General features: G+C 69.0%; 9 protein-coding genes and 4 pseudogenes. 5 read left to right on the plus strand and 8 right to left on the minus strand.

The window, feature by feature from the left end:
- Positions 1 to 57: 57 nt before the first annotated feature.
- Positions 58 to 383, minus strand: a pseudogene (locus ACFYOV_RS17975) (hypothetical protein); the annotation flags it as partial.
- Positions 352 to 1776 carry an MFS transporter gene (locus tag ACFYOV_RS17980; RefSeq protein ID WP_389088816.1) on the minus strand — a complete coding sequence of 475 codons (1425 nt, stop codon included), beginning with the start codon at positions 1774 to 1776 and terminating at the stop codon, positions 352 to 354. The gene ACFYOV_RS17980 and the pseudogene ACFYOV_RS17975, both read right to left, overlap by 32 nt.
- Before the next feature lie 125 nt (positions 1777 to 1901).
- Between ACFYOV_RS17980 and ACFYOV_RS17985 the strand changes: the two are divergent.
- Both ACFYOV_RS17985 and ACFYOV_RS17990 read left to right on the plus strand, forming a co-directional pair.
- Positions 1902 to 2536: pseudogene (locus tag ACFYOV_RS17985) on the plus strand (helix-turn-helix domain-containing protein).
- A gap of 1178 nt (positions 2537 to 3714) precedes the next feature.
- Positions 3715 to 6255, plus strand: a complete 2541-nt coding sequence (locus ACFYOV_RS17990) for a tetratricopeptide repeat protein (RefSeq protein ID WP_389088819.1) — start codon at positions 3715 to 3717, stop codon at positions 6253 to 6255.
- 71 nt (positions 6256 to 6326) lie between these two features.
- Here ACFYOV_RS17990 and ACFYOV_RS17995 read toward each other — a convergent pair.
- Both ACFYOV_RS17995 and ACFYOV_RS18000 read right to left on the minus strand, forming a co-directional pair.
- A pseudogene (locus tag ACFYOV_RS17995) lies at positions 6327 to 7088 on the minus strand (IS5 family transposase).
- A gap of 121 nt (positions 7089 to 7209) precedes the next feature.
- Positions 7210 to 7899, minus strand: coding sequence for a MurR/RpiR family transcriptional regulator (locus tag ACFYOV_RS18000; RefSeq protein WP_389088821.1), 690 nt, complete (start codon positions 7897 to 7899; stop codon positions 7210 to 7212).
- Positions 7900 to 9832: 1933 nt separating this feature from the next.
- Here ACFYOV_RS18000 and ACFYOV_RS18005 point away from each other — a divergent pair.
- From ACFYOV_RS18005 to ACFYOV_RS18015, 3 genes and pseudogenes are all read left to right on the plus strand, one after another.
- A pseudogene (locus ACFYOV_RS18005) lies at positions 9833 to 10999 on the plus strand (IS256 family transposase).
- Positions 11000 to 11221: 222 nt separating this feature from the next.
- Complete coding sequence (locus tag ACFYOV_RS18010; protein WP_389089232.1) at positions 11222 to 11947, plus strand: type I-E CRISPR-associated protein Cse1/CasA; 726 nt, start codon at positions 11222 to 11224, stop codon at positions 11945 to 11947.
- On the plus strand, positions 11944 to 12165 hold the full coding sequence (locus ACFYOV_RS18015; protein WP_389088823.1) for a hypothetical protein: 222 nt from the start codon (positions 11944 to 11946) through the stop codon (positions 12163 to 12165). The genes ACFYOV_RS18010 and ACFYOV_RS18015 overlap by 4 nt, the downstream gene beginning before the upstream one ends.
- A gap of 64 nt (positions 12166 to 12229) precedes the next feature.
- Here the strand turns inward: ACFYOV_RS18015 and ACFYOV_RS18020 are convergent, their stop codons facing one another.
- The 4 genes from ACFYOV_RS18020 to ACFYOV_RS18035 form a co-directional block, all read right to left on the minus strand.
- The gene (locus ACFYOV_RS18020) at positions 12230 to 12676 is read right to left on the minus strand and encodes a DUF6234 family protein (protein ID WP_389088826.1); all 447 of its coding nucleotides are present in this window, start codon (positions 12674 to 12676) and stop codon (positions 12230 to 12232) included.
- A 488-nt stretch (positions 12677 to 13164) separates the two neighbouring features.
- Positions 13165 to 14343, minus strand: coding sequence for a cytochrome P450 (locus ACFYOV_RS18025; RefSeq protein ID WP_389088829.1), 1179 nt, complete (start codon positions 14341 to 14343; stop codon positions 13165 to 13167).
- Complete coding sequence (locus ACFYOV_RS18030; RefSeq protein WP_389088831.1) at positions 14340 to 15668, minus strand: MAB_1171c family putative transporter; 1329 nt, start codon at positions 15666 to 15668, stop codon at positions 14340 to 14342. The genes ACFYOV_RS18025 and ACFYOV_RS18030 overlap by 4 nt, the downstream gene beginning before the upstream one ends.
- Positions 15669 to 16208, minus strand: a complete 540-nt coding sequence (locus tag ACFYOV_RS18035) for a ParH-like protein (RefSeq protein WP_389088834.1) — start codon at positions 16206 to 16208, stop codon at positions 15669 to 15671.
- Positions 16209 to 16244: the final 36 nt, after the last annotated feature.

Genomic DNA, 16244 nt, shown 5'->3' on the forward strand with positions numbered 1-16244 from the left:
GTACCCGGCGCGTGATCCACTGGTGCCCGAAAAACTAGGGTGCTCTGACGAAACGTCAGCGCGGTGACAGGTGTTGTCGTCCGTCACCATCCGTTCGATGTGGGTGAGTCCGTGGGCGGCGAACCACGCTCGTGCCCGGGGCAGGTACGCGGACGCTGGCGCCGCCTTCCCGTCCGGCAGGGCATCGGTGTGGCAAGTCGACCGAACCCGTCGATGGCTGAGTGCAGGTATACGTAGCCGCGGCGTTCGGCCTTCTTCTTGCCCCTGTCGACGGACTTGGCATCCCATTTCAGCGGCGACGTGAGCAACGGGGCGAGTTCGGCAGCGCGCTCGACGAGGCGGCGGCGCCCTTCAACGGACGACGGTGCGTTGCGATGAGTCACGCGGCTCACCGCGCTTGCGGGGAGGCGGGGCCGTGGAGGCTCCCTTCGTCCGTGATGTGTGGGCGACGAGGAGGAGCAGTACGCCGCAGATGGCGACCAGGATCCAGCCCGGGCGGGACGCGAGTGCGAGCTCCGTCGGGCTGGTGGCCGTGACCAGGCCGCCGGCGAGAGCGATGCCGAGGGCGGCGCCGAGTTGCCGTGCGGTGGAGGTGATCGCCCCGGCTACGCCGGCACGGGCGGGTGGCAGTCCATTGACCGCGGTGTTGGTGATCGGGGCGTTGGCGAAGCCGAACCCGATGCCGATGAGCGAGTATGCGGCCAACAGCAGGAACACGCTCGTGTGCGGGGTGAGCTGGACCAGGCAGAGAGCGCCAACCGTGATGAACCCGCCGGCCAGGAGCAGCGGCAGCCGCGGTCCCGTGCCGCCGACCATGCGGCCGGACCAGGGGGCGCAGACGGTCGCTCCGACGGCCAGGGGCAGGGTCGCCATGCCGGCGGCCAGCGGCGTCCATTCCCGGGTGTGCTGCAGGTAGAGGGTGTTCAGCAGCAGCGTCATGTTCAGGGCGACGAAGACCGCTACCGCGCCCACGACGGCACCGCTGAAGGCCGGGCGCCCGAAGAGCCGCAGATCCATGAGCGGCTCACGTCGGCGGGACTCGACCCACACGAATCCGGCTGTCGCCACGGCAGCCCATGCGTATCCGACCAGCGCCGCGGGCGACGTCCAGCCGAAGCGCGGCCCTTCGATCAGGACGCCGACCACGACGGCGAGCACCATGGTCAGCAGGACCTGGCCGGGCAGGTCGAGCCGCCGGGCCCGCGGTGCCCGGGACTCCGGCACGAACACCGCACTGAGCAGCAGAGCGGCCACGATGACGGGGGCGTTGATCCAGAACAGCGCCCGCCAGTCGAGCCCGGCGAGCAGCGCGCCGCCCGTGACGGGTCCGGCGGCCATGCTCAGTCCGAACACCGACGCCCAGACACCGATCGCCTTCGCCCGTTCCTTCGGGTCGGGCATCGCGTTCACCACGATCGCGAGCGCCACGGGGCTGAGCATCGAGGCACCGATGCCCTGCAGGGCGCGGGCCGCAATCAGTACGCCGGCCGACGGCGCGAGCGCGCAGACCAGTGAGGCCGCGCCGAACACGGCCAGCCCGCACTGGAACACCCGGCGGCGGCCGAAGCGATCCGCCAGTGCGCCGGAGGAGATCAGGAGACTGGCCAGGACGAGGGTGTAGGCGTCCACGATCCATTCGAGGCCGCGCGTGTCGACATCCAGGCCGCGCCCGATGGCCGGCAGACCCACATTGACGATGGTGGTGTCCAGGCCCACCAGGAACATGCTCAGACAGCAGACGGCCAGCACCGTCCAGCGTCTGCGCGCACTGAGCATGGGTTGAACAGGATGTGTCGTCGCGGTCACGTTTACCTCTGATGTCCGGGAACTATGCCCAGCAAGGGTCAGGCCGATCCACGGCCGCAGACCAGCAATTTTGCGAACACTGCAAAACTGGGTCCATGAACACAGAATCCGGGGACGCGGAGCTCGAGCAGATCCTCGATGGCATCGGGCCCGGCTGCGCAAGCTGCGCCGTGAACGGGAGCTCACGCTCGAGGCACTCGCCACCACCACCGGGATCTCCGTCAGCACGCTGTCCCGGTTGGAATCGGGCAGGCGACGCCCGACTCTCGACCTGCTCATCCCGCTGGCGCGGGCGCACCACATCGCACTCGACCAGCTGGTGGCGGCGCCGGCCAGCGGTGACCCTCGGGTGCACCTCCGGCCCCTGCACAAGGGGCGCGGCAGCGTCCTCGTGCCCCTGACGCAGTACCCGGGCCGAGCGCAGGTCTTCAAGCAGGTGCTGGCACCCCGCCGGCCTGAACTGGTCACCCACGAGGGCTACGAATGGCTCTACGTCCTCGCCGGCCGGCTGCGCCTCGTCCTCGGGGCGCAAGACTTCACGCTGCGGCCCGGCGAAGTGGCCGAGTTCGACACCACCGAGCCACACTGGTTCGGCCCCGCGGACACGAGCGCCGTGGAGATCCTGCACCTGTTCGGTCCACGAGGAGACCGAGCCATCGTCCGGACCAGACCGTGCACCACCGACCCCGTCCCGCCGACCGCCCAAAACCCACCATCAACAACATCATGACCCGCAACAACCAGGGTCAGGGCTGGTCACGGCGAGCCGAGCGACACTGGTAGCGATCGCGGCAGCCGACCGCTTCGGCAGCGCCCAGGGCTTTGCCGTTCCCGATGGTGTGACTGGGCGGTGTTGATTACCTCGATGAGGGCGGCGCATGCAGCCCGGCACACCTGCTCTGGGTGGCAAGGTGTTGTGTGGTGAGGGCGGGCGACATGGAGTTGAACGTCGGCGTGCAGGCGTCCGGCCTCCCAGGCGGCATCCCCCTGACGCTGGCCGGCCGCCCAGGCGGCACCCGCCGGACGGGCTGCGGCGGCACCCCAGCCGACCCTCAACCTCACTACCGTCCGGCGGACTCCCTCGAAGAACACCGAGGCACCACCCGCCGACTCGACCACGCCACAAACGGACTCCGGGAGGCCCTCGTCGACCGCCCCACCGCCCCGATCGGGCCGACCTCGCCCAATCCGCCGGCGAACGCGGCCTGGCTCACCCCGCCCTGCGCCTGTTCACCGCCGCCTACGATGCCGACAGTCAGCCTGCCTACGGCCGTCGGCACGCTCCTGCACAGACCCGGGCGCACTTCGCGCACCGGCTCCAGGACGCTCGACGACGCCATCGCCCGGTGTGAACGCTCAACGAGGCTGGCGACGGTGCCAGTCCCGGACTCGCCGTCAGCCTCTTCCACAACACCGAACGCATCGATGAGGCCATGGCCTGGCTCACCCAGCGTGCCATGCAAGACGACCCCACCGCTCCCGGCTGGATCACCCAACTCCAGTCCACGACCTCTGCCTCAATCACACCCTAAGCCGCCAATCAGAGTGGCCGAGCGGATCAAGGCCTGCGTCCTGTACGACGGGAGGAGGGCCAGGAGTAGAACGGAGCCGGTCCTTCGCGCCGCGCGCTGACCTCCCGCCCGGCCCCGGCTGCTACTGCCCTGTCGCGTGCCGCGCCCGGTGGCGCGAAGCGCGGAGGCTACTCCGCCTGGTCCGGTCTGGCTGGACCACTCGGGTCTGCCCTCCGAGTTCGAGACCGCCGACACGACGGCGAACGTCCTCAATCGGGACGGATACCCCGACCAGCAGTCCCACGCCACGTTCCCGCCGTCGACCGAAGCAGAGCGGCCGTGGCGCTGTGGGCGGGAGTATCCGGAAATTGCCAGGGTTCGATGAACCTTTCGCGGCATGGTGGTGGGGAACGAGGAGGGCGGGATGGCACGCAGGCGGGACGCGTGGGTGGGGTCCGCGGTGGCGGGTACTGCTGCCGTGGTCATGGCAGGGCTGGGGCTGGTGACCAATTACGCCAGCGCCTCGATTCCTGGGTGGGCCGCCGACCCATGGGTGGTGTGGCCTGCCTTCGCGGTTTTACTGGCGGGTGCTGTGGGTCTGCTGGTGTGGGGCCGGCGCCTGGACTCCGGCGGATCCGCAACGGCACCGCTGACGCCGGTGGACCGGCTGGTCGGGAGCCGACACGGCTCGCTGCGACGCCCGCATGTGGAACGGGTACGCGGCCGGGATACGGAACTGACTGCCCTGACCGGGATGTTGCGCCGACCGGAGGGTGAGGTGGCGGTGATCTGCGGCGCTGGCGGGCTGGGCAAGACCACCGTGGCGGCGCAGCTGGCCGCCCAGGCGGAAGAAGACGGCTGGCAGGTGTTCTGGGTGCGTTGGCGCGATCCGGTGGATATCGCGCAGCAGATGACCCGAGTGGCGGTGGCCTGCGGGCTGCCCGAGGCGGAGTTGGAAGCCGCCCGGGCCGGGCAGCGGAGTCTGCCGGACGTGGTCTGGCGGCAGCTTGCCTCCGCGCGGCGATGGTTGCTGGTGCTGGACAACATCGACGAGCCGCACGCCCTGGATCCGGACGGTGAGCCGGTGGCGCATTACCGGGGCTGGATCCGGCCCCAGGGGCGCGGGTTGCTGCTGATCACCAGCCGGGACACCAGCGAGCTCACGTGGGGGCGACGCGCGCGCTTGCTGCACCTGAGGCCGCTGGCCTCGCCCGATGCGGGGCAGGTGCTGCTGGACGCGGCTGCCCGGGCCGGCACCCCGGCGCAGGCGCAGAGGTTGGCAGAGCGACTGGGCAGGCTTCCGCTGGCCCTGCAGGCGGCCGGTTCCTATCTGGCGACCCCTACCAGCCGCTTTCGCACGTTCGAGCGCTACCGTCAGGCGCTGGACGGGGAGTTGGGAGCGTTGCTGGGCGCCGCACACCCGGACGCCTCCCATCCGGACGTCGCCCGTACGGTGGTCCGTCACACCTGGGAGCTGTCCCTGGACCAGCTCGCCACCGAGGGACATGTGCTGGCCCGCCCGTTGCTGCGGTTGCTGGCCATGCTCGCGCCCGCCCCCGTCCCGCTGTTCCTGATCACCCCCGGCCTGCTCGACGCCGCGACGGGGGAACCCGCCACCACCGCGGAGGTGGAGGGCGCTCTGGCGGGCCTGTACCGCTACGGCCTGCTCGGCCTGCCGGAGGAACACAGACCTCGTCCGCAGCCGACAATCGACGACGACGCCCTGCCGGCCCAGGTGGTGCTCCACCCGCTGGTGAGGGAGATCAGTGCCCTCGCCTTGGCGCAAGAGACTGCAGAGCTGGCCTCCTGGCACCGGGCCGTGGCAGTACGGCTGACCGATGCCATCAGCGAGGCGGTCCGCGCTGCTCGCTCCGGCTGGCCCGCAGCCCGGCTTCTGGCCCCGCACGCCCCGCTGTTACTTGACTGCACGATGGCCCTGCCGGATCTGACCGATGTCACCGACACCGTCAACCGGCTTGCCGATGTGCTGTACGACGCGGGCGCCTACACATCGGTGCACACACTGAGTCGGCGCCTCCTCGATGTGCAGACACGCGTCGCGGGTTCCGACCACCCCGACAGCCTCGCCAGCCGACACCGCCTGGGCAAAGCCCTGGACGGCATGGGCCAGTACGCACAGGCAGCCGACCACCACCGGCAGATCCTCGACGACCGCGCCCGCGTCCTGGGCCCCGACCACCCCGACACCCTGACCAGCCGCAACAACCTCGCCAACGCCCTCTACGGGATGGGCCAATACGCACAGGCAGCCGACCACCACCGGCAGGCCCTCGACGACCGCGCCCGCGTCCTGGGCCCCGACCACCCCGACACCCTCACCAGCCGCAACAACCTCGCCAACGCGTTGAATGGGACAGGACAATGCGAACAGGCCGTTGTGCTGCTCCGGCGGACCATCGATGAGCGTGCCCGCGTCCTGGGCCCCGACCACCCCCACACTTTGGACAGCCGCAACAACCTCGCGTTCGCCCTGCACGCGATGGGCCAGTACGCGCAGGCGGTCGAACGGCACCGGCAGACGCTCGCCGACCGTGCCCGCGTCCTGGGCCCCGACCATCCTCACACCCTGGGCAGCCGACACAACCTGGCCGACGCCCTCAGGGGCATGGGCGAGTACGCGGAGGCGGCCGACCTGTACCAGCAGGCCCTAACCGCCTATCTCCGGGTCTTGGGCCCCGATCACCCGAACACCCTCGGCAGCCGACACAGCTTGGCCATTGCCCTGGCGGACTTGGGCCGGCACGCGCACGCAGCCGACCACCACCGGCAAAACCTCGCCATCCGCATTCGTAACCTGGGGCCCGACCACCCTGACACCCTGCACAGCCGTCAAGGCCTGGAGGAGGCGCTGGCCGGCTCACGCGCGCCACAGCGGCCAATGGATCGCCGTCCCTGGCACAGAACCATCACCGACTGAACCAACGGGGCTTCCCGGCACATAGCTCTTTACTGAGCCCTTCTGGAAGTCCTGACAAAGCCTTGGACATGTCAGTGGGTGATGTGGCAGGTAGCGAGGCCGAGGAAGGGCTCATGAATGTCGTCGCACCGTTCCCAGCGGGTACGCAGACGACGGAAGCCGTGGAGCCAGGAGATCGTTCGCTCGACGACCCAGCGGAAGATGCCCAGGCCGGAACCGTGGGGCTGACCGCGTTCGGCGATCACGGGCCGGATGCCGCGTTTCCACAGCTGTCGCCGGTACTTGTCGTGGTCGTGGCCGCGGTCGCCGAAGAGCATGTCCGGCCGTCTGCGTGGCCGACCGACCCTGCCGGCCACGGGTCGAGACCTTGTCCAGCAGCGGGATCAGCTGAGTGCCGTCGTTGCCGTCGCCGCCTGTCAGCGACACCGCGAGCGGGATGCCCTGCCCGTCGGTGAGGACCGTGGTGCTTGCTGCCCGGCCGTGCGCGGTCGACCGGGCTCGGCCCGCTTTTGGGCCCCGCCGGGCCGCCCGCACATGGGAGGAGTCGATCACCGCCCGCCACCAGTCCAGCTTCTTCGCCGACCGCAGTGTCTTCAGCAGCACCAGGTGCAGTTGGTCCCCCACGCCGGCCTCGTTCCAGGCCTCCAGGCGCCGCCGGCAGGTCATGCCCGAGGCGAAGCCCAGCTCCTGGGGCCGGTACTCCCACTGAATCCCGGTGTGCAGCACGAACAGGATCCCGCACAACGCTTGGCGGTCCGGCACCCGCGGCCTGCCCACCACCAGCTTCGGCCCGGCTCCGGCAACAACGGCTCGATGAGCACGGCGCGGGACAGCTGGGGCCCGGGCGTGCACCACGACAGCGCCCACCCCCGACCTCGCGCCCGGTGCCGGTTCCCCGGTGCGGCGAGGCGTCCGGAGGGGCGGAGCGTCCGGACGACGGGCACGGCCCGTCCGTCACACCAGCCCGGTACGGCGCGAGACCTCCTCGGTGTGCCTCATGTGCTGGTGGGCCTCGTCGCCGAGCGCCGTGATGAGGCCCGCGACGACGGTCTCGATGACGGCGAGGGTGGGCACGAGGCTGTCGTACGGGGAGGGGGCCGTGACCTGGCTCGGCGGGACGACCTCGGCGTGCGCGCTGGTGGGTGAGAGCCAGGAGTCGGTGAAGACGGCGAACTTGCCGCCCTGCTCCTGCGCGAGCTGGGAGAGGGCCATCTTGTCGCTCTTGTAGCGGCGGTAGTCGAAGACGACGAGGACGTCCCGGCGGCCAAGGCGGGCCAGGGCGGCGGCCCGTTCGACATCGCGTTCGGGCAGGATGTGGACGTCGTCGCGCAGCTGCATCAGGTGCAGGCCGAGGTACTGGGCCAGCAGGTGCGTGAACCGGCCGCCGACCAGGGTGATCCGGCGCTTGCGGTCGGACAGCAGCGTGATGGCCCGTTCGACGTCGTGCGGCGGGGTTTCGGCCAGGGTCTGGGCCACGGCGGTGGTGAACAGCTTGCTGCTGCGGGCCATGAGGCCCGCGGCCGAGTCGTCGCCGGGAGTGTCCTCTCCCGTCTCCTCGTACAAGGAGAGGGGCGAGGCGTTGCGCTGGTCGAGTTCGGCGCGCAGGGCTGCCTGGAACTCGGGGAACCACGCTCTCGATGGCACTGGGGAACGTGTACGTGCCGGACTGCCCGCCCGTGCTCGCGTCCCACACACGAACAAGCCCGTCCTCCCCTCCGGCGGCCACGACGAAGCGGCCGTCCAGCATCCCTATCGCCCCAGCCCGCACAGAACTCGTGTGTCCCGTCATGGGGGATCCCAGCGCTTCACCGGTGGCCATGTCCCACAGCTGCACCGCCTCTGTCTTGAGGCAGGTCAGGATGACGTCGCGGCCGTCGAACCGTGTCAGGGCCAGGGCCTTCGCACCCTGGGGCTCCACGCCGATCCACTTGTCCGCAGTGAAGGTTCCAGATCCGTACCGACCTGCCCCCAGCACCGGTCACGGCCAGGTGACGCGCCTCCACCACCGCGGTTGCGATTCCCTTAACGTCGTTGTGACCGAGCAGGGGCAGTTGCAGGTGGGCAAGGGTCGAGATGTCCCACACCTGGACCGGCCCCCACGGGCCGTAGCCCACGAGGGCGGCGGGCCGCCCGCCGACCGTTCCCACGGCCATCGCAGTGATGTACGCAGCAGCAACAGGGGCACCGACCAGCTCCCCCGAGGCCAGGTTCCAGACGCGCACCTCCCCCCCCCCTCGAAGCTCACCGCCAGGGGGCGGCCGCAGGCCGGGTCTGCCGACACCACAGACACCTCACCGCGCTGGCAGGTCAAGAAGCCGTTCTGCGTTCCGGCGATCGGGTCCCACACCCGAACGGTCCCGTCGACGCCGCCGGTGACGACGACGGGGCGGCCGCACCACGCTCATCCCCACGGCGGTGACAGTCCCGGTGTGACCGGACAGCGGCCTTCCTCGCTGTTCACCGGTGGCCAGGTCCCACATCCGCACCAGCCCGTCGCGATCGCCGCTGACTCCAACCGGCCGTCCCTCTACCAGTCCGGTGGCCAGCGAAAACACCTCCGCGTCGCCGTGGGGGGGCGAACTCGTCGAGCTGTTCGCCCTCGGCGAGGTCCTACAACCGGACGGCGGAACCGCGACAGCCGGTCACGGCGACGGGCCGACCGTCCAGCGACGCCGTCGCCACGCATACACGGTGTGGGGGTGAGCGGTCAGGGCTTTGCCGAGCTGTCTGCCTGTGGCCAGACACCACCGATGCAACGTACCGTCCCAGCACCCGGCGACAGCGATGCCACCGCCCTCCGCCCCCACGGCCGCCACCACTTGCCCCTCAGCCGACACCGGTAGTGCGTACCGCTGCCGCGCGTCCAGATCGGAACCGGTCGTCCACTGCACCGCCCAGGCAGTCCCATTCTTCCGGGCATCCGCCACCCGGCCGATGTGCTCCGCGAGTTGGTCGTGCCCGTACCGGGCGGCATCCAGCGCCAGCAACTGCCGCCGCGCTCCCGCCGTCGCCCTCCGGTGCACGTGCCCCGATGCCTCATACACCGCCCTCAACAGTGGGGAACCTTCCAGCAACTGCCTGACCTGCTCTGGGTCATCCTTCACCAGCATCTCAACACAAATGTTCGCGTTCTGATAACGCCACCGGCGAAGCCGGTGGCCACCACAGGCGGCCCCCGGATGGCGGGGCGACTCGAGACGGCGTGGCTCCCCCCTCCCCCACACACACGGCCCTCCCCCACACAGGGCTGGGGCGGGATGCCGAGGCCGACCCCGCCATACGACCGATTCCAGTCACAACCCTGTCGCCTGGCCGAATCCAGTGCCATCCTGTGACCGCGGTGATCCTCTTCCTCCCCCAGGCGGAGGCCCCCCTCTGACCCCGTCCGTGTGCTGTCACCTGGGCGGGGCCGCGCCGTCCCTCCCGGCCTCCCCACGGGAGGGACGACGGCTGCGCAGACCCCGCACCATGTGCGTCTCTACGCGCTTGCCTCGCCGATGCGGCGTTTGCCCGCTCGACGGGTCTGTACGGTCTTCGGTGTAATTCCCGATCACGGAAGTGGCACCTGATGAGCGACGTGACTGTCTCTACCGAGGCGGTTGAAGAGGTCCGGCCGGCCGAGTTGCCGGCGGACGTGCTGGACGAGCAGTTGATAGGGCAGTTGGTCGACCGGGTCCGCGAGCGGCCTGCAGCTGACCGGTGAGGGCGGGCTGCTGCAGCAGCTGACCAAGCGCGTGCTGGAGTCCGCTCTCGAAGGCGAGATCACCGACCACCTCGGCTACGAGAAGCACGACCCGGCCGGTGCTGGCAGCGGCAACAGCCGCAACGGGGCCCGGTCCAAGACCGTCCTGCTGTCGCGCGGGGTCTGACGCACGGTGACATCTCCGCCCACCTGGCCGAGGTCTATGGCGCGAGCGTGTCCAAGCAGACCATCTCAACCATCACCGACAAGGTCATGGACGGGATGGCCGAGTGGCAGAACCGGCCGTTGGACCCGGTATATCCGGTGATCTTCATCGACTGCGTGCACGTAAAGGTGCGCGACGGGCAGGTGGCGAACCAGCCCGTTTACGTGGCTCTGGCGGTGACGGTGGACGGCACGCGCGACATCCTCGGCCTGTGGGCCGGCGACGGCGGCGAGGGTGCCAAGTACTGGCTCCAGGTCCTGACCGAGATCAAGAACCGTGGCGTCGAGGACGTGTGCATGGTCGTCTGTGACGGGCTCAAGGGCCTGCCTGACTCCATCTCGGCGGTCTGGCCCCAGGCGGTCACCCAGACCTGCGTCGTTCACCTGATCCGGGCGTCGTTCCGCTACGCGGGCCGCCAGGACTGGGACAAGATCTCCCGCGCGCTCAAGCCCGTCTACACGGCTCCGACTACGAGTGCGGCGGAAGACCGGTTCCTGGAATTCCAAGAGGAGTGGGGCGCCAAGTATCCAGCGATCGTGCGGCTTTGGGAGAACGCCTGGGCCGAGTTCGTGCCCTTCCTCCAGTTCGACGCCGAGATCCGCCGCGTCGTCTGCACCACCAACGCGATCGAGTCGGTCAACGCTCGAATACGCAAAGCCGTCCGGGCCCGCGGGCATTTCCCGAACGCAGCCGCAGCCCTCAAGTGCGTCTACATGGCCGTCATGAGTCTCGACCCCACTGGCCAGGGACGTAAACGCTGGACCATGCGATGGAAGCCCGCCCTGCAGGCTTTCGATATCGCCTTCGACGGCCGACTCTCCGTCGGCCGCCGCTAACTCACCCCACCCGAGTTACACCGTTGGCTGGACAGACCCGACCCCAGCGGCCCATCAGCTGGCGGCTCCGTCCCCTCAGCCGGGAAGGCGCGCGCTCGCCCGCCTGTCGTCGTCCTATTTACTGGCCCTAACAAAGTCTCTGGACGTGCCGACGGGTGATCAGACAGACAGTGAGTCCGAGGAAGGGCCTGGCAGGGGATCGCCGCACTCCTCGCCGACCGCCTGGAGGACGCCGGCGGTAGCGAGGCCCCCTCGCGTCTGCGGCCGGGGATCCTCCAGTGGATCGCCCGGCTGGTGACCGACGGCCACCTTTCTCGCCGTTTCCTCGTCCGTGCCCGCCTGGCGGGCGTCAAGTGCGGAACCCAGCAGTCCGTGGTCGATGAGGTCGTCGACGACCGCCTGGTGATGCCGGTCGTCCTGCTGGGGCAGGACCCCGCATGCGCCCGGCAGGCCATCGCCGCGGTCGAGGACGCCGATCGGGCGGTGCGGCCCCTGGGTGACCTTGCGGCCGACCTCGCCCGGGCGGCCGGCGCCGAGGAGGAGGGGCCGAAGAGCGCGGCCCGGGCCGAGGGATTCGACATCCTGGGCCACCCGTACCGCGGCTGGCTGTCCGCCATCGCTCAGGCTCCCAATCCCTTCGAGCACCGGCACACATGGCAGCGCCAGGTACGGCAGAAGGTGGGACATCTCGGCGACCGTCTCGTCGCCGCGGGCGATGCGGCATGGGAAGGGCGGATCCACACCGATCACAAGGGCGGCACCCACTGGCTGAACGCGGGCCTGGCCGACGTGCGGTTCCGGTCGCGACGGAACAAGGCGCCGGGAGACCCGGGTCCCCGGACGCCGGCGGAAACCCCGCCTCGACCGACGCCGGTCCGCCCGGAGCAGGGCCTGCCGGCCTGGCGGACACCGATCCCGCCTCGACCCAACCCGGAGGTGCGCGTATGACCACCGCATCCACATCAGCCACGTCCGTCCCCCTTCCGGTCCACCAGCGGGTCGCGGCGCTCGCCGCCACGCACATCGGCACCTGGCAGGAGGGATACCTCAAGGACAGGTCCCCGGCGGTCGCCGCTCTCGCCCGCCTGCGCCGCGGTGCAGGCTGGGAGGCGGGAGAGACGCACGCACGCCGCCGTGGGGCAGCACCGGGGTTCCCACCGCTGTGACAACCGGGCTTATCGTCGGCGCGATGATCCTTCAGCTGTGCCCGGGGCCGGACGACCGCGGTGATCAGTGGTGCGATGCGGCCGGGTGGCTGGACACGGATGTGTCGGCCGGGGGGCCGCGGTGTCCGTCGATCTGCGCACCGCCCACAGCGAGGACCAATATGGTGAAGCCGACGAGAACCTGCAGGCAGGCGCTGACAACGGCGCGGAGCCGGTACAGCAGTGCAGCGGTCAGCACCATGACAGCGCCAGCGATGCCCACGTACAGCCAGTTGGGAGTCAGAGCGATGTCGGAGTTGTCCGCCCCGGGGTCGAACGGCTCCCAGCCGCTGTAGTCGATGCCGAGCAGCAAGACCGCGAGGGCCGCGACGCCGTCGAGGACGAGTAGCCCGACGGCCAGGGCGACGTCCCCGATGAGAGGCAGCCACCGGCGTCCGGTTCGCGGGGGCGACACATTGTCACCGCGGAACTGCGGCAGGCCGGAGGGCCGTGGAGAGGCGGGGTCGGGCACGGCACAAGTTTCCCTCGAAAGGAGAACTGGGTCCTGAGTACAGGTACTCAGAACTCGGCGCGTGCCGATGTCAAACGTGCACCAGAGGCGAACCGTGCTTGTCGACGTAGGCGCGCACGTCGTCATGGAGGGCGTCGACGGCCCAGTGGGACGGTTGCAGCAGCCGCTACATCAATCCGCGTCCGACCATGGCCTGGTCGAAATCCCCCAACGGGCGGCTGTGGGCCGCGGCCCAGCAGGACGGGCTGCAGCGTGGCCGGTCGTGACGGGTCCGAAGACGGACGGGAGGTGCCCGTTGTGTCGACCATGGCCCCCTGCCGGTCGCGAGTGCAGGGAGTGCTCACCGCGTCGGCGAGCCGGTCAGCGAACTGGTGCACGGCGTCGCAGCAGCTGCCGGGGCTGCTGTTCGGCGTTTTGGAGGCTCAAAGGGTCATCAACACGGGGGCGGCAACGTCACGACGGCGGACCGGGTTCGAGCAAGCAGATGCTTACCAGCGGACGGGGAGCCGCACGAGGCCTCGCTTGTGAAATGACAGCCACCACTGCAGCTCTTCCGGCTGCGCAGCCAGGGCTACGTCTGGTCGGCGTCGGAAGAGGGTGGTGAGGGCGATCTCGGCTTCAAGGCGGGCCAGTGGTGCGCCCAGGCAGTAGTGAGCGCCGTGGCCGAAACTGAGGTGGGCGGAAGCACGGTACGGGTTGAAGTCGTCGGGATTCTCGAAGAGCGCCTCGTCCCGATTCGCCGATATGAGGGCTACCCAGACACGCCCCCCGGCAGGGATGGCAGTTCCGCCGATGGTGACGTCCTGCAAGGCGAAGCGGCGTACGGCCAGCGGGAAGGGCGGATTCCAGCGGAGCGTTTCTTCGATGACTTGCCGGGGAGAAAGCTCTCCGCTGCGGAGCGACGTGATGTGCTGTGGCTGGAGCAGCAGTCCAAGGACGGCGTTGCCAATGAGGTGGACCGCGTTGTCGTAGCCGGCGAAGAGCAGGAGGAAGGACAGCGAGACCAGCTCGGCCTCAGTGAGGCGGTCATGCTCGTCGTGGGAGGACAGTAGAGCGGACAGCAGGTCGTCCGAGGGGTGGCGGCGCTTGTCCGCGAGCACACCCATGAGGAACTGGTACATGCTCTTCATGGCCGCTCGCGACTCGCCGGCGGCTCCCGGCCGTGGGGACATCAGCGAGTCTGTCCAGGTGCGGAAGTCCCGCCGGGCCCTGGCGGGGATCCCCAGGAGCTCGCAGATCACGGTCATGGGCAGCGGTTCTGCCAGCGCTTCCATGAGGTCGGTCTCCGGTCCGGGAGCCGAGTCAATGAGCTCGTTCACGCGGTGTTGGATGCGTGGGCGCAGCTCTTCGATGCGCCGTGGGGTGAACGCTTGTGCGACAAGGCGTCTGAGCCGGGTGTGATCGGGGGCATCCATGTTGAGGAGGTGAGCGTCCAGTTCCGGAGGCATGGAGGACTGGTACTCGCCGCTGGTGCGTGCATTGGCCTTGTTCAGTGAAAAGCGCGGGTCCGTGAGGATGTCGCGGGCTTGTGCGTAGCGGGTGACCACCCACACAGGCTCGCCGTCGGGAGTGACGCCCTGGTGGACGGGACCGGCCGCGCGGAGCTTTCGGTATGCCGTATGCGGGTCTGCCATCAGTGCGTCATCGAGGAGTCTGTTTGCGCTCATGCTGTGATCCGGTCGCAGGGCTGGCCGTCAGTTGTGGCTGTGAGGTCCTTGACTATGGGAGACGAGTGGTAGGCGGCGGCAATGCGGGTGACCCAGGCCTGTTCCTTCTGGATGTTGCCGTCGGCGGGGTCTTGCGGTGTGCCGGCCGGTGATTCGGGTAGTGGGGCTCCGGCGGCCACGGCGTTGAGGGCGGCCGCGATTTGGGCGGCCTCTACGACGGCTTCCAGGTCGTCTTCCTCGAGGTCGGCGGCCTGCGCGCGGGCGCGGGCTTCTACCGCGATGCGCTGCTCGTAGTAGGGAAGGAGCAGGAGTTGCCCATCGCGGATTTCAGTGATCTGGCGGATGAGTAGCATTTTCAGGTCACTGGCGGTATGCAGTGCCTCGGGATCGTCGTGGGGGCGCAGGGCCAGGCTGCCGTCACGGACTTCTATCACCATCCGGCCGAAGAGCCGGTGTATGTTGCGGGCGTTCCAGTGTGTGGTGCGCGGCGGAGGTGGCTGGAACAGCACTACCTGTGGGAACGCCTCTGCTATGGCGCTCCACAGGGGGTAGAGACTGCGGTAGGCCCTGACGTCGGCTTGGAACTGGCGTATTCGGTCGAGCCCTACGCCCCAGGCAGGCATGGTGAACCCGACGGCGAACAGCGCAGCAGCGATGCTGGCAGACATGGGGGCTACGTAGCTGTTGACCTTGTCCGTGAGCGATGTCTCCCACCGCAGCGAGATCAACTTTGGCACCGCGTAGCCGAGGCCGAAGCCGGCTCCCAGCGTGACGACGCGAAGTCCGCGGCGCAGCCAGGGTTTGTCCACCGCCTTTGCGTAACGCCGGCACAGGAGCATCAGAGCGGACATGCTGACTGCGAAGAGCAGCGCGTACACGAGCAGGAACTCGGAGATGTACGGGGTATGGGCGTAGTGGGCATCGAAGTCGACGGGGTGTTCGCCATCGCTGACATCGCCCAGCAGGAAGAGGACGATCATGGCGATGACAGAGAGGACCGCGTAGCCGACGATGAGCCGGTGGCGTGGGCGTACCTGGGACTGCGCTGAGGACCAGTTGACCAGGAGAGCCAGGAATGAGGTGAGGCAGGTCGCGACGGACAGGTAGACGGGGAGGGTCATCAGGTTCGGGTAGCCGAACAGGGCGTCGAGCCGGACGTACACCCAGGGGGCAGCCAGAACGAAGGGGAGGGCAAAAGTGGCGATGGCAAGGCATAACAGTCGCACTTCGGGGTTGCGCCAATTCCTCGCCAGGTCCTTGGCCTTGTAGAAGAAGGCGCTCCATGTGATGAGTGCCAGGACTCCGTAGACGATGTTGTGGAACACTTACATTCCCTCGGCATTTCGCTCCAGGGAGCGCTCCAGATGGCTCACCAGCTTGGCCACTCCTGGGGCGAGATCTTGGCGACGCGTAGCCTGTCTGCCGGCTTGGCTTGCGCGTATGGCAAACTGTGACGCCACCATCTCGGCCGCCCGTTCCTCGTGGCTGGAGTAGACCGTGCGCCCAAGTACAGTGCGCACGAGGGCAGCGCTGAGGCTGGGCATGAGCAGCTGTGCGACTTCGTCTCGGTGAGCTGGTGCGGATGAGTGCCCCAGCAGCATATGGCCTGCTTCGTGACGGACGATATGGCCGCCGTGGGCTTTACTTGTGTTCTTCTGGTAGAGGATGTAGTCGATGTCGTCGGTGGCGATCCACAGCCCGCAGGGGCTGCCTGGCCGGGTCGGCATCGCCATCGGTACGAGGGATATCTCCCGTTGGCGTATCCGTTCCAGCGCGTCACACAAAGCATTCACGTCGTACGGTGCAGGAACGTCGACCTGCTCGACTACTTCAGCGCAGTAACGCAGAAGTGCCCTATCGTCCATCCCCGCTCCCCCCGGGTCCGTGGCCGGCCATTGCCA

The organism is Streptomyces sp. NPDC005931 (genome assembly GCF_042871235.1).
Classification (GTDB): Bacteria; Actinomycetota; Actinomycetes; order Streptomycetales; family Streptomycetaceae; genus Streptomyces.